The sequence below is a fragment of the Pantoea cypripedii genome, from assembly GCF_002095535.1.
Taxonomy (GTDB): domain Bacteria; phylum Pseudomonadota; class Gammaproteobacteria; order Enterobacterales; family Enterobacteriaceae; genus Pantoea; species Pantoea cypripedii.
This window is the reverse complement of the sequence record NZ_MLJI01000001.1, coordinates 918,337-931,253: the sequence shown is the minus strand read 5'-3', so window position 1 is coordinate 931,253 and position 12,917 is coordinate 918,337. Positions and strand designations below refer to the sequence as shown.

Here is a 12,917-nt window from a genome sequence, read left to right as displayed (position 1 = left end):
AAAACTGATGAGTGCACAACCGGACTGGGCCGCCTATATCGCCCAGATGGAACAGATTCTGGCGCTGGAGCTGGATGAGGCGCGCCGCGCCGAACTTTTGACCCAATTTAATCGCATTGCCGCGATGGCTGAACCGCTGATGGCTTATCCGCTCGACGATCGTCTGGAAGTGGCGGGAGTGTATAAGCTATGAAACTTTCTGCCCTCTCCATCAGCGCGCTGCAACAGGCACTGAGCAACGGTGAGATTAGTGCGCGTGACATCGCCGAACACACGTTAAGCGCGATTGAACAGCATAACCCGGCACTCAACGCCTGGACCGAAGTCACCGGTCAGCGCATGCTGAAAGAAGCGGATCAGCTGGACGCACAACGCCAGCGCGGGGAAACCTTACCGGCGCTGGCGGGCATTCCCTATGCGGTGAAGAACCTGTTTGACGTCGCCGGTCACAGTACCCTGGCCGGGGCCAGCCTGTTCAGCGAACGTCCGGCAGCGCGCGAAGATGCCTGGGCGGTGAGCAAGCTGCGGCAACAAGGGGCGCTGCTCTCCGGGATGCTGAATATGGATGCTTACGCCTACGGTTTCACCACCGAGAACACCCATTATGGCCCCACCCATAACCCGCGCGATCTGACGCGGGTGGCGGGTGGTTCCTCCGGCGGATCGGCCGCCGCCGTCGCGGCCGGGCTGGTGCATTTCTCGCTCGGCAGCGATACCAACGGATCAATTCGCGTCCCGGCTTCGCTGTGCGGCATTTTCGGCCTGAAGCCTACCTTTGGCCGTTTATCCCGCAGCGGCAGCCACCCGTTCGTCGCCAGCCTCGACCATATCGGCCCCTTCGCGCGTTCCGTGGAAGATCTCAGCCTGGTGTACGACATTTTGCAGGGCGCTGACGCCAGCGATGCCTTTCAGGCCGCGCAACCTGTGATGACGGCCAGCGACACGCTGACGCAGGGATCGGCAGGGTTACGTTGTGGCGTGTTAGGCGGCTTCTTCTCCACCTGGTGCAATGATGATGCGCGTGCCGCGCTGTCCGTGGTGGCCAAAGCGCTGGCAGCCAGCGATGAAGTCACGATGCCAGATGCTGAGATTGCCCGCTCTGCCGCCTTTATCCTTACCGCAGCGGAAGGAGGCAATCACTACCTGCCAAAACTGCGCGAGATGCCGGAACGTTTCGAACCAAACTCACGCGAACGCCTGCTGGCCGGTGCGATGCTGCCCTCCGCCTGGTATGTGCAGGCACAGCGCTTCCGTCGTCATTTCCAGCAACAGATACTGCCGCTGTTTGAGCAGTTCGATGTGTTGATCGCCCCGGCAACGCCGTGCAGCGCCACCACCATCGGCCAGGAAACCATTCATATCAACGGCCAGCATCTGCCGACGCGCGCCAGTATGGGGATGCTGACTCAGCCGATCTCCTTCCTCGGCCTGCCGGTGTGTACCGTACCGCTGCCGACGGCGAGCGGCCTGCCGATTGGATTGCAGCTGATCGCCGCACCGTTTAAAGAACACCTCGCACTGCGCGCCGCCTGGGCGCTGCAACAGCAAGGGCTTACTCTGCCGCAAACCACCCTGATGGACGCATAAGCATGACACCTGAACATATTGATCGCCCGGCGATTGTCGCCGAAGTGACAGCGGCGTTTTATCGCTACGAGCAGGCGCTGATCAGCAATGACGTGGAGGTGCTGGATGAGCTGTTCTGGCATGACAGCCGCACGGTACGTCTCGGTGCCGGTGAGAATCTGTATGGCATCGAAGAGATCCGCGCGTTTCGTGCCGCACGCCCCTCGGCCGGACTGGATCGTACGTTACGCCACACGGTGATCACCACCTATGGCGATGACTTTGCGGTGTGCAGCACCGAGTTTACCCGTGAGGGAACGGAGAGGATTGGCCGTCAGCAGCAAACCTGGGTACGGCTGCCATGCGGCTGGCGCATTGTTGCCGCGCAGGTGAGTTTGATGAACTAGCGATTTATTGCCGCCGCGGCGCAATTTATCGTGCCGCGGCGGGTGCTCTTATCCGGCTGTCGGGGCCGGATGTGTTTCCATCCAGTGATCGGCGATCTGCTGGCGGGTGCATACCCAGACCCGATCATGCTGCTGGATATGGTCGAGGAAGCGTTGCAGGCCACGGAATTTGCCCGGACGCCCCAGCAGACGACAATGCATGCCAATCGACATCATCTTCGGCGCAGTTTCCCCCTCTTCATACAACACATCAAAGGTGTCACGCAGATAGGTATAGAACTGCTCGGCGGTGTTGAACCCCTGCGGCGAGGCAAAGCGCATATCGTTACATTCCAGCGTATACGGAATGATCAGATGCGGCTTGACCGTACCATCCTGACAGGTGACCTGGGTCCAGAACGGTAAGTCATCACCGTAATAATCGCTGTCGTAGCTGAAGCCGCCCTGCTCCACCACCAGACGGCGGGTGTTGGGGCTGTCGCGCCCGGTGTACCAGCCGGTCGGCGCTTTACCGAACAAATCTTTCAGCACATCCACCGCCTGCTGCATATGCTGGCGCTCGGTTTTCGCATCCATGCCCTGATAGTGGATCCAGCGCCAGCCGTGGCTGACCACGTCATAGTCAGCGGCTTTGATTGCTGCGACAATTTCCGGGTGACGAGCCAGCGCCATCGCCACACCAAAAATGGTCAGCGGCAAACCGCGCTTTTGAAATTCGTTGTGGATGCGCCAGAACCCGGCGCGTGAACCGTACTCGTATAACGAGTCCATCGACATATGGCGATCGGTGTAGCTGGCTGCACCGATGATGTCGGAAAGAAACTGCTCGGAACCGGCATCGCCGTGCAGCACGTTATTCTCTGCCCCCTCTTCATAATTGAGGACAAACTGCACCGCGACGCGCGCTTTATCCGGCCAGCGGGCATGGGGTGGCTGACTGGCATAGCCGATCAGGTCGCGTGGATAGTTTTTGTTGAAGCTGTACTCTTTCTTTTCAGATACATCACTCATTCTGTAAATTCCTGTGGTAAACCTCAACCAGTGCTTAGTTTAGGTGCTGAAAAGCACCTGTGAGCGGTTTTTCTAGCGGGTAATCGAGATCGCCATGTTTGCTGGTGCCAAAGCCCAGCGCCACCAGCGATTCCACCATTTTGACCGCCGCACCGACGCCGTCGATCACCGGCAGACCGAGTTCCAGGGTCAGATCCTGTGCCAGTGTTGCCATACCGCCACAACCCAGCACAATCGCCCCGCTGCCATCTTCCCGCTTCGCCTGGATACAACGCTGACGTACTTTTTCCTGTGCAATTCCGCTGCCATCTTCTAACGCCAGCACCGGCAAATCGATGGCGTGCACCCCGGCACAGTGATGGGTAAAACCATATTGCTGCAATAAATGGCGCGCGATAATCAGCGTACGTGGCAGCGTGGTGACGATGGAAAAACGCGTCGCCAGTAACGTGGCGGTGTGCATCGCCGCTTCGGCAATGCCGACCACCGGGCCGCTTGCCAGCTCGCGGGCAGCTAATAAGCCGGGATCGCCAAAACAGGCAATCACATGCCCACTCACCCCCTGCGCTTTGCCCAGCTTCACCTGTTCCAGTACGCCAATCGCCGCAATGGCTTCATCAAAATGCCCTTCAATCGAAGGTACGCCCTGGCTCGGACATACCGCGATAATTTCCGTACCCGGTGCAGCAACGGCACGCGCCGCCTGGCCGATGGTTTCCGTCATCGCCAGGCTGGTGTTGGGGTTGATGACCTGGATCAGGCTCATTACGTTGCTCCTTTCCCGGCAAATAACCGGGCAAAGTCAGGAAGGGTTTCACCGCTGCGCTCAAAGTGCAGGCTGGCAACAATATGTTCGAAGTGATGCTGAAGTGCTGCCGTCAGTGCAGGCAGATCCTTCTGGCGCAACAGCTCCACCAGCCGATCGTGATGATCACAACGGCAGCCACGCTGCCAGGGCGCGCCCCAGGCGGCAATCACCAGCGAGGAACGTTGCGTCAGGCGCGTCACCATCTCGGTCAGTACCTGATTACCGGAAATCGCCTGCAATTGGATGTGAAAGGCGGCCGACAGACGAATCGCGGCGGCACCATCATTCTGTTCGTGCGCCTGCTGTTCTTCCGCAATCAGGCCAGCCAGCGCCGCCAGATGCGGCGGCTGCACATGCGCGACCACCGCAGGCAGGTTGGCACATTCCAGTAAACTACGCGTGGCAAAAATATCACGCGCCTCTTCCACGCCAGGCGTCGCAACCTGTGCACCACGTCTGGGCGATAAGGTGATCATTTGCACCGCCGCGAGGCGTTGCAGCACCTTGCGAATGCCCGTGCGGCTGACGCCAAACACCTCGGATAAGGCTTCTTCCGGCAATTTGCTGCCTGGCGGTAATTGATGTTCGACAATGGCGTTCAGCAACGCCTGGTAGATGGGTTCATCTCTATCATTCAGATCTGCGGCCGTTCTCTGGCCTGTTTCACTCTTCATTTCCCGCTCCGGTAAATGTCTGTGCACAGCACATCGTATACGCGAAAAACAATTTTTGTATACAAGAAATCAATTCTGGCCTGGATCCTGCAATACCGTTTCACGCTGTGATTATTTTTTCATTATTAAGAGAGGAGCAGGTTTCATGCCAAATCATTCTGAAGTGACCTCTGCGGTGGCCTCTGAAGCCAACGCCCATTACAGCCCACGACTTTGCAACGAGGATCTGGCACCGACGCGTGACCAGAACTGGTCGTGGTACAACATTTTTTCTTTCTGGATGTCGGATGTACACAGTATGGGCGGCTATGTGGTGGCTGCCAGCTTCTTTACTCTCGGCCTGGCAAGCTGGCAGGTATTGCTGTGTCTGCTGGTGGGAATTTGCATTGTCCAGCTGTGTGCCAACCTGGTAGCCAAGCCCAGCCAGATGGCGGGCGTGCCTTACGCGGTGATTTCACGTCAGGCGTTTGGTGTTTTCGGGGCTAATATCCCGGCGGTGATTCGTGGCCTGATCGCGTTCGCCTGGTATGGCATTCAGACTTACCTGGCAGCCAACGCGTTGATGCTGGTGCTGCTGAAGTTCTTCCCGTCACTCACCAGCATGACCCACAGCAGCTGGCTGGGCTTATCTCAGCTGGGCTGGTGCTGCTTCGGTGTGATGTGGTTCCTGCAGGCGCTGGTGTTCTGGCACGGGATGAACGCGATTAAACGTTTCATCGATGTTGCCGGCCCGGCGGTATACGTCGTGATGGTGGCATTGGCCGGATGGATTGTATACAAGACCGGGTTTGACGGTATCTCCTTTACCCTCGCCAGCAAGCAGCTGAGCGCCGGTGAGCAGACCTGGCAGATGATCACCGCCACGGCGCTGGTGGTGTCTTACTTCTCTGGTCCGCTGCTTAACTTTGGCGACTTCTCCCGTTATGGCAAAAATATGGGTGAGATTCGTCGTGGCAACCGCTGGGGTCTGCCGTTTAACTTCCTGCTGTTCTCCATCGTCACCGTGGTGATTGTCTCCGGCAGCAATTCGCTGTTTGGCCGCATGATTACCGACCCGATTGAAACGGTCAGCATGGTGGGTAACGATCTGGCAGTGGCGATTGGCCTGCTGACCATGATCACCGCCACCATCGGTATCAATATCGTGGCGAACTTCGTTTCACCGGCTTTCGACTTCTCCAACTGCTCGCCGCAGAAAATCAGTTTCCGCACCGGTGGCATGATTGCCGCAGTGGGTTCGGTCCTGCTGACGCCGTGGAACCTGTTCCAGTCACCTGAACTGATCCACTACACCCTGGATGTGCTGGGTGCGTTTATTGGGCCGTTGTTTGGCATTCTGATCGCCGATTTCTACCTGATCAAACGCAGCAAGGTGTATGTCGATGATCTGTTTGATGACACGCCGAAAGGCCGTTACTGGTATCAGAGCGGTTTTAACCCAAAAGCAATCGCCGCTCTGCTGCCATCAGTGGGAATTGGTCTGATTATCAGCTTTATCCCTTCACTGCATGAAGTGGCGAACTTCAGCTGGTTTATCGGTGTGGCACTGGGCATGGGTTGCTATCGCTGGCTGGCACGCGCTGAACGCGAGACGTCGGTAACGACAACCTATCGTGGAAAAGTGGCGGTACAGAAGGATTAAGTGTGATTTACAGGAATCGCGCGATATCGGTAAAACCCGCGCGATTAATCGCGACGCTACGGCAGAAAAGCAAAAAGCCGATTCATTGCTGAATCGGCTTCTTTAAAGAGATTGGCGGTGCGGACGGGACTCGAACCCGCGACCCCCGGCGTGACAGGCCGGTATTCTAACCGACTGAACTACCGCACCGCGCTGTGTTCCCCGTCGGGAACGAGGCGCATATTAATGGCAGGGCGATCAGCCGTCAACGCTTTTTCTGTGGCTTTGTTTCGTTTGCTGCTTTTTTCGACTTAACGCCGCTTTTCCACGCAAAATCAGCGATTTCAGGCGCGCCACAGGCAGCTGCCGCCCTTCTTCATCACCAGATCTAAACGCCCTTCATGTGCCAGACATTCTTCATCACTGGCGCTGACCACGCGCAGCCCGGATGCCGGACGCACAATACGCTGAATATTTTCACCATCGGCCTGGTTGCTTTGCTCACTGTCCAGCGAGAATGCCAGTGATGTCTGGCCACCGGTGATGGTCAGGAACACTTCCGCCAGGATTTCGGCATCGAGTAATGCGCCGTGCAGCGTACGCTTACTGTTATCAATTTCGAGACGGTTACAGAGCGCATCAAGGCTGTTACGCTTGCCGGGGAACATCTTACGCGCCATCGCCAGGCTATCGGTTATCTGGCAGAAGGTTTCCGTTTTGCCGATGTCGCGTTTCAACATGGCAAACTCGTAATCCATAAAACCGATATCGAACGATGCGTTATGAATCACCAGCTCAGCACCCCGGATGTAGTCAAGAAACTCATCGGCGATGTCGCTGAAGCTGGGTTTATCCGCCAGAAATTCATCGGCAATACCATGCACGCCAAAGGCTTCCGGATCCACCAGCCGGTCAGGCTTGAGGTAAATATGGAAGTTGTTGCCGGTCAGGCGGCGATTGATAACTTCAACCGCACCGATTTCAATGATGCGGTGTCCTTCATAGTGCACACCGAGCATGTTCATGCCGGTGGTTTCTGTATCGAGGACGATCTGGCGGTTATTTGCAGTGCTCATAGGACTCGTTTATGTCAGACTTGGCGTTTTGTCAGAAGGAAGTCTACCAGAGATGCGTAAACAGGTAGAAATATTCACCGATGGATCCTGTCTTGGCAATCCCGGTCCTGGTGGCTATGGTGCCATTCTGCGTTATCGCCAGCATGAAAAAACCTTCAGTGCCGGTTATCGCCTCACCACCAATAATCGTATGGAACTGATGGCCGCCATTGTGGCGCTGGAAGCGCTGACTCAACCCTGTGAAGTGGTGATCAGCACCGACAGCCAATATGTGCGCCAGGGTATTACCAGCTGGATCCACAACTGGAAAAAACGTGGCTGGAAAACCGCAGATAAAAAGCCCGTGAAGAATGTCGATCTGTGGCAACGATTGGATCTGGCGCTGAGTTCACACCAGATAGTGTGGGAATGGGTGAAGGGCCATGCCGGTCACCCGGAGAATGAACGCTGTGACGAACTGGCGCGCAGTGCCGCCAGCCAGCCGTCACAGGACGATATCGGCTATCAGCCCGAATCCTGATCCTTCATTTTCCGAAACTGCCGCGTGGCGTTTACCGTCTGCCGCAGCTGCGTTTTACTCAGGCTTTTTTTCACTTTGGTGGGCGTTAACGGGAAGGTGCGTTTACGCGCCACCACCACATTCAGACAACCCAGCGCAGGCAGATGCGCACTGATCACTTTGCCGCCCTGCCGATGCCACGGCACTACCTGGAAGCGGGTACGGTAGACTACTTCGTAATTCAGCAGATTCAGCCAGTCCAGCAGTCGCATCTGGCTAAACATCCGTCCGCTCCAGGGCGCACGACCATGCAAACCCGGAATGCCTTTGCTGATGCCGAGCAGGCTAAAGGGATTAAAACCGCTGATAATCATCCAGCCATCGTCAATCAAGACCCGGTCCACTTCACGCAGCACGCGATGCGGATCCTGGCTCCAGGCTAACGTATGCGCCAGCAAGCAGGCATCAATCGATTTGGCTTCAAATGGCAGCTGAGTAGCACGGGCAATCACCTGCAGCCCTTCGCCCTCTTCGCCGACATTGACCTGATGCGAAATAGCACAATGGCTGGTATTGATTTCCGCGCTCAGGCTGCCAATTTTAAGCATATGAAAGCCATACAGCTTGCCGAGCGAAGGCTGAAGTTGTTGTGTAAGTGCGTCGCGAAAGTAATCGCCCCAGGGCATGTCGCGCCAGGAGCGCGGCGCAGTCAGGATTTGGCGTGTTTTAGCCGGCTTCATGCTTTACCATCTTCCTTTTCTACGGCCTGAGAGGTGTTTATGAATCTTACCAGTATTCCCGCATTGCAGGATAACTACATCTGGACACTGACGGATGACCAGCAAAATTGCCTGATTGTCGATCCCGGCGAAGCACAACCGGTACTGGATAAAATCAAATCCAATCGCTGGCATCCGGTGGCGATTTTACTGACTCATCATCATCACGACCATGTGGGTGGCGTCAGCGAATTGCTCCAGCATTACCCCGATATGGCCGTTTTCGGTCCACAGGAAACTGCAGATAAAGGGGCAAAGCAGATTATCGCCGATGGAGATGAATTTACGTTGTTAGGGAGAAATTTTCGTGTCATCGCGACCCCCGGGCACACTTTAGGACATATCTCATATTTCAGTTCGCCTTATCTTTTCTGTGGCGACACTATGTTTTCCGGTGGTTGCGGCAGATTATTTGAAGGCACTGCGCAACAAATGTTTGATTCATTTCAAAAGCTTAATGAACTCCCTGCCGACACCTTAATTTGCTGTGCCCATGAGTACACTTTATCCAATATGAAGTTTGCTGCGGCTATTCTGCCTCATGACCCGAAAATTTTGGCAAGGTATCAGCAAATTAAGGACTTACGTGCAGAAAATCGCATTACTTTGCCCACAAATCTGGCGCTGGAGAGGGAAATAAATTTATTTTTGCGCACGCAAGATCCTGATTTGCAAAAGGCTTTAGGCGTTAATTTAGCAACCGCCCCGCTATGGCAAACTTTTGCTGTTCTACGCGAGAAGAAAGATCGTTTTTAATTTTTATGGTTGTGTTGTGTCAGGTCGTCACGTATTATTGCTCGTCTTTTAAGCGAACTATTGACACACACATGAAGGCAAAAGCGATATTAATCGCCTCTGTCTTGCTGGTGGGAGGATGTCAGGCATCAAGGAATGACGCCACGATCCCAGAACAGCATGCTCAGAGCCTGTCTTCAGCTGGTCAAGGTGAAAATGGAAAGTACGGAGATCGCTTGTTGTCGCCGCGCTGGCAAGATGATGGAACAAGCCTCGCAGAAGACACTGATCTCTGGAATCACATTAGTGACGAGTTGAAGATGGGGATTCCGGATAACCCCCGGATCCGCGAACAAAAAACAAAGTACTTAAGAAATAAGAGCTATCTCCACGATGTAACATTACGGGCAGAGCCGTACATGTACTGGATAGTCGAGCAGATACAGAAACGTAAAATGCCGATGGAACTGGTACTGCTACCCATAGTGGAGAGCGCTTTTGACCCACATGCAACATCTTCTGCGAATGCCGCTGGCATCTGGCAGATTGTTGCAACTACGGGCAAAAACTATGGTTTGAAACAAAACCAATGGTATGACGGTCGCCGCGATGTGGTGGCTTCTACCAAGGTTGCGCTGGATATGATGCAGCGTCTCAACACCATGTTTGACGGTGACTGGTTACTGACCATCGCCGCCTATAACAGCGGTGAAGGACGTGTGCTCAAGGCGATTAAACAGAACAAGGCGCGCGGTAAGCCGACCGACTTCTGGAACTTGTCGCTGCCACGCGAAACCACGGTTTATGTTCCGAAAATGTTGGCCTTGAGTGATATTCTCAAGAACAACAAGCGCTACGGCATCAAATTGCCGACCCCAAATGAGAGCCGTGCACTGGCTCGCGTGGAAGTGGGTCAGCAGATTGAGCTGACGCAGGCCGCAGATATGGCTGGTATGTCGTTAAGTAAGCTGAAAAGCTTCAATGCCGGCTATAAACACGGTACGACAGCGCCGAATGGACCGCACTACATTATGGTGCCTAAGTCCAATGTTGCTCAGCTACGCAATTCACTGGCATCCGGTGATATTGCCTCCGTGCAGCCGCAGCTGGCGAAAGCCAGTGATGCCGTTAGCAGCTACACGGTGCGCAAAGGTGACACCTTGTCTGGCATTGCCAGCAAGCTTGGCGTTAGCGTCAATGCACTGAAACAGCAGAATAACCTGCGCGGTGCCTCGGTTCGAATCGGTCAGAAACTGACCGTTGGCGACAAAGGCTCGCAGCTGGCCGATAACGGCAACAGCATCACCTATCGTGTTCGTAAGGGTGATTCTCTTGCCAGTATCGCGCGACGTCATGGTGTTAACATCCAGGACGTTATGCGCTGGAACAGTGTATTAACTGCTGCGAAAAGCATTCAGCCGGGGGATAACCTCACGCTGTTTGTCCATAATAGCGCAACGCCAGATACCTAATGGCTCGAAAAGGCTGACATTTGTCGGCCTTTTTCATTTTCTTATCGGGAAAAATCGGTTTTAGCGCGCTGCTGCCCAGGTGGAGTTAAATTCGACCAGCAATGGGTTGTGGTCTGAAGCACGAGTCACCAGTACCGACGCCTCATTCACTTTCATATCGCGGTAAAAAACAAAATCCAGTGGACGGCCGAAGGCTTTCCGTCGGTGGTCATCAGTAAAAGTCACTTCCCTTAATGACATCTCCTGAGCAAAGCGAAACAGCGCCTTCATGCGCTGACGACTCCAGGCGTTGAAATCTCCCGCCATAATCACCGGGCCACGGTGATACTGAATCTGCTCGCCAATCGGCCCCAGCTGTTTGCTGTAGACATCAATGCCAAGGCTGAAATTCACCGCATGAATGTTCACCACCATCAGCATTTCGCCGTTCGGTAGCGGGTAAGCCGTCACCAGTGCTGATTTTGCCAGCCGTAGCAACGGCTCACGCTCACGCAATGGGCAGCAATAAACAGGATGCGCTGATGCCAGTGTCATCACGCCAGAAGGATGCTGAGGCAGGACAAATGCGGGTACCTGGTCTGCAGCCAGATAGTTGCTGGTGGCAAATCTGACTAGCTCAGGCGTGGTCTGTGCTTCCTGTAACAACACCAGATGCGCATCTTTGCCAAAGCCCTGCAGCACTGACATCCAGTCTGCTCGCTGCTGTTTAAAGATGTTCCAGACCAATACCCGTAAAGTTGGGTCGGCTGGCAATGGTGCGCCGGGCGGCAGTGCCTGCCCAAGATGCAGCATCGCTCCCGGCGGAAAGATCCGCTCGGCAGGCTGACCTGCTACATAACGCATTGCATAGGTTTTTTTCCGCACTTTCCCGCCTGGCTGGTTACAAACATACTTCACCTGACTGTTATAGGGATTTTAGCGCGGGGTTTCAATTGGTGTTCTTGATTGTCGGAGTGGATATTTCGGCTTAAACGTGAACAGCCTGCCATTTGGCAGGCTGTTTCTGAAGATTATTCCGCAGCCATAACGGCACGTGGCTTATCCAGCAAACTACTAAGGCGTACCAGCAACAAGGCGACAAAGACAATCACTGCCCCCACCCACGGCGTTTGTGCTAATCCATAATGCTGCACTATATACCCGCCAACCGTGGAACCCAGTGCGATACCAATATTAAAGGCGGCGATGTTGAGTCCAGAGGCAACGTCGACTGCTCCGGGGGCATAGTGTTCTGCCTTTTGTACCACGTAAACCTGCAAGCCAGGCACATTGGCGAAGGCAAAGATGCCCATAATGATCACTGTCGCTAACGCCAGGTAGTGCGTATTGGCCGTGAACTGAAAGACGGCTAACAAAATCGCCAGAGCGGCGAAAATTATGGTCAGGGCTGGCACGGCACCACGACGGTCCGCCAGTTTTCCACCCCAGATATTACCTATCGCCACCGCGATACCATATCCCAGCAAAATAATGCTCACGGCTGAGGGAGAGAAGCCTGCCAGAGACTGCATCATCGGCGCCAGAAAGGTAAAGGCCGTAAACACGCCACCATAGCCCAACGCAGTAATCGCATAGATCAATAATAAACGTGGATTGGTCAGCACCCGAGCCTGCTGCAGTAACGATGTAGCGGGCGGCTGCGCGATGTTACGTGGCACCAGCAACATACTACCGATTAGGGCAATTACCCCCAGCATCGATACCGCAAGAAAACTCTCTCGCCAGCCGAAATGCTGTCCTATCAGCGTTCCCAGCGGTACCCCCGTCACCAGCGCGACGGTCAGACCACCAAACATAATCGCAATTGCACTGGCCGCTTTCTCTTTGCTTACCAGGCTGGTGGCGATGGTGGAGCCTACAGAGAAGAATACACCGTGCGCCAGGCCAGTTAGCAAACGGGCAATGACCAGCGTTTCATAGTTCGGTGCCTGCCAGGCTACCAGGTTCCCCAGAGTAAACAGTGCCATCAATCCCATCAGCAAATGCTTACGTGGCAATTTCCCGGTGAGAGCAGTGAGCACCGGCGCACCTACAGCAACCCCGAGAGCATAGATAGAGACCAGCATCCCAGCAGAAGGCAGAGTGATGGCAAGCTGTTCCGCAATGGTCGGGATTAACCCAACGATGACAAATTCAGTTGTTCCGATAGCGAAGGCGCTGATGGTCAGCGCCCAGAGTGCAAGTGGCATGATTGACTCCCATTGGTTTTGATAGGCGTCAGTATCTGCTTATGCTTTAATAACAAAAAGGTGCAAAGTAACAATAGACT

14 protein-coding genes and 1 tRNA gene are annotated in these 12,917 nt (G+C 54.7%); 7 read left to right on the top strand and 8 right to left on the bottom strand.

The annotated features are described in order from the left end of the window. The first annotated feature begins 7 nt into the window (after nucleotides 1-7). Genes hpxX through hpxZ form a run of 3 tightly spaced genes read left to right on the top strand, consistent with a single transcriptional unit; the run spans nucleotide 8 to nucleotide 1,973 of the window. Nucleotides 8-193, top strand: a complete 186-nt coding sequence (hpxX, locus tag HA50_RS04140; RefSeq protein ID WP_084872924.1) for an oxalurate catabolism protein HpxX — start codon at nucleotides 8-10, stop codon at nucleotides 191-193. Continuing rightward, a complete protein-coding gene (locus HA50_RS04135) occupies nucleotides 190-1,587 on the top strand; it encodes an AtzE family amidohydrolase (RefSeq protein ID WP_084872922.1) in 1,398 nt (465 codons plus the stop codon). The genes hpxX and HA50_RS04135 overlap by 4 nt, the downstream gene beginning before the upstream one ends. Nucleotides 1,588-1,589: 2 nt before the next feature. Next, nucleotides 1,590-1,973 (top strand): oxalurate catabolism protein HpxZ, encoded by a 384-nt coding sequence (gene hpxZ, locus HA50_RS04130; protein ID WP_084872920.1) that lies wholly within the window; start codon nucleotides 1,590-1,592, stop codon nucleotides 1,971-1,973. 48 nt (nucleotides 1,974-2,021) lie between these two features. On the opposite strand, the gene puuE is transcribed toward hpxZ, so the two are convergent. From puuE to HA50_RS04115, 3 genes are read right to left on the bottom strand one after another with little or no spacing between them, the layout of a single operon-like run. Then, nucleotides 2,022-2,984, bottom strand: a complete 963-nt coding sequence (gene puuE, locus HA50_RS04125; RefSeq protein WP_084872918.1) for an allantoinase PuuE — start codon at nucleotides 2,982-2,984, stop codon at nucleotides 2,022-2,024. 34 nt (nucleotides 2,985-3,018) lie between these two features. After that, the gene (hpxA, locus tag HA50_RS04120) at nucleotides 3,019-3,750 is read right to left on the bottom strand and encodes an allantoin racemase (RefSeq protein ID WP_084872916.1); all 732 of its coding nucleotides are present in this window, start codon (nucleotides 3,748-3,750) and stop codon (nucleotides 3,019-3,021) included. Continuing rightward, nucleotides 3,750-4,466, bottom strand: a complete 717-nt coding sequence (locus tag HA50_RS04115; protein WP_084872914.1) for a GntR family transcriptional regulator — start codon at nucleotides 4,464-4,466, stop codon at nucleotides 3,750-3,752. Before HA50_RS04115 ends, hpxA begins: the two co-directional genes overlap by 1 nt. A 145-nt stretch (nucleotides 4,467-4,611) precedes the next feature. Here HA50_RS04115 and HA50_RS04110 point away from each other — a divergent pair, with 145 nt between their 5' ends. Further along, complete coding sequence (locus HA50_RS04110) at nucleotides 4,612-6,108, top strand: NCS1 family nucleobase:cation symporter-1 (RefSeq protein WP_084872912.1); 1,497 nt, start codon at nucleotides 4,612-4,614, stop codon at nucleotides 6,106-6,108. A 112-nt stretch (nucleotides 6,109-6,220) separates the two neighbouring features. Here HA50_RS04110 and HA50_RS04105 read toward each other — a convergent pair. Together HA50_RS04105 and dnaQ are read right to left on the bottom strand one after the other, a co-directional pair. After that, nucleotides 6,221-6,297 (bottom strand) — tRNA-Asp (locus HA50_RS04105). 134 nt (nucleotides 6,298-6,431) lie between these two features. Further along, complete coding sequence (gene dnaQ / locus HA50_RS04100) at nucleotides 6,432-7,163, bottom strand: DNA polymerase III subunit epsilon (protein WP_084872910.1); 732 nt, start codon at nucleotides 7,161-7,163, stop codon at nucleotides 6,432-6,434. Between dnaQ and rnhA the strand changes: the two genes are divergently transcribed. After that, entirely contained in the window at nucleotides 7,117-7,683 is a 567-nt protein-coding gene (rnhA, locus tag HA50_RS04095) for a ribonuclease HI (protein WP_167379253.1), read from the top strand. The two genes, dnaQ and rnhA, sit on opposite strands and share 47 nt — an antisense overlap. Here the strand turns inward: rnhA and HA50_RS04090 are convergent. After that, complete coding sequence (locus tag HA50_RS04090; RefSeq protein ID WP_084872906.1) at nucleotides 7,668-8,402, bottom strand: class I SAM-dependent methyltransferase; 735 nt, start codon at nucleotides 8,400-8,402, stop codon at nucleotides 7,668-7,670. The two genes, rnhA and HA50_RS04090, sit on opposite strands and share 16 nt — an antisense overlap. 39 nt (nucleotides 8,403-8,441) lie before the next feature. Between HA50_RS04090 and gloB the strand changes: the two genes are divergently transcribed. Both gloB and mltD read left to right on the top strand, forming a co-directional pair. Next, nucleotides 8,442-9,197: a hydroxyacylglutathione hydrolase gene (gene gloB, locus HA50_RS04085; RefSeq protein WP_084872904.1), complete on the top strand. Its 756-nt coding sequence runs from the start codon at nucleotides 8,442-8,444 to the stop codon at nucleotides 9,195-9,197. A 71-nt stretch (nucleotides 9,198-9,268) separates the two neighbouring features. Beyond that, the gene (mltD, locus tag HA50_RS04080; protein ID WP_084872902.1) at nucleotides 9,269-10,648 is read left to right on the top strand and encodes a murein transglycosylase D; all 1,380 of its coding nucleotides are present in this window, start codon (nucleotides 9,269-9,271) and stop codon (nucleotides 10,646-10,648) included. A 60-nt stretch (nucleotides 10,649-10,708) separates the two neighbouring features. On the opposite strand, the gene HA50_RS04075 is transcribed toward mltD, so the two are convergent. Then, complete coding sequence (locus HA50_RS04075) at nucleotides 10,709-11,512, bottom strand: endonuclease/exonuclease/phosphatase family protein (RefSeq protein WP_084872900.1); 804 nt, start codon at nucleotides 11,510-11,512, stop codon at nucleotides 10,709-10,711. Nucleotides 11,513-11,658: 146 nt separating this feature from the next. Continuing rightward, nucleotides 11,659-12,837, bottom strand: a complete 1,179-nt coding sequence (locus HA50_RS04070) for an MFS transporter (RefSeq protein WP_084872898.1) — start codon at nucleotides 12,835-12,837, stop codon at nucleotides 11,659-11,661. Nucleotides 12,838-12,917 lie beyond the last annotated feature (80 nt).

Bases quoted from the DNA above. Each gene is read 5' to 3' on its own strand.
- HA50_RS04090 (WP_084872906.1), bottom strand. From the start codon at position 8,402: ATGAAGCCGGCTAAAACACGCCAAATCCTGACTGCGCCGCGCTCCTGG.
- puuE (WP_084872918.1), bottom strand. From the start codon at position 2,984: ATGAGTGATGTATCTGAAAAGAAAGAGTACAGCTTCAACAAAAACTAT.
- hpxX (WP_084872924.1), top strand. From the start codon at position 8: ATGAGTGCACAACCGGACTGGGCCGCCTATATCGCCCAGATGGAACAG.
- HA50_RS04070 (WP_084872898.1), bottom strand. From the start codon at position 12,837: ATGCCACTTGCACTCTGGGCGCTGACCATCAGCGCCTTCGCTATCGGA.
- gloB (WP_084872904.1), top strand. From the start codon at position 8,442: ATGAATCTTACCAGTATTCCCGCATTGCAGGATAACTACATCTGGACA.
- HA50_RS04110 (WP_084872912.1), top strand. From the start codon at position 4,612: ATGCCAAATCATTCTGAAGTGACCTCTGCGGTGGCCTCTGAAGCCAAC.
- mltD (WP_084872902.1), top strand. From the start codon at position 9,269: ATGAAGGCAAAAGCGATATTAATCGCCTCTGTCTTGCTGGTGGGAGGA.
- HA50_RS04135 (WP_084872922.1), top strand. From the start codon at position 190: ATGAAACTTTCTGCCCTCTCCATCAGCGCGCTGCAACAGGCACTGAGC.
- HA50_RS04115 (WP_084872914.1), bottom strand. From the start codon at position 4,466: ATGAAGAGTGAAACAGGCCAGAGAACGGCCGCAGATCTGAATGATAGA.
- hpxZ (WP_084872920.1), top strand. From the start codon at position 1,590: ATGACACCTGAACATATTGATCGCCCGGCGATTGTCGCCGAAGTGACA.
- hpxA (WP_084872916.1), bottom strand. From the start codon at position 3,750: ATGAGCCTGATCCAGGTCATCAACCCCAACACCAGCCTGGCGATGACG.
- dnaQ (WP_084872910.1), bottom strand. From the start codon at position 7,163: ATGAGCACTGCAAATAACCGCCAGATCGTCCTCGATACAGAAACCACC.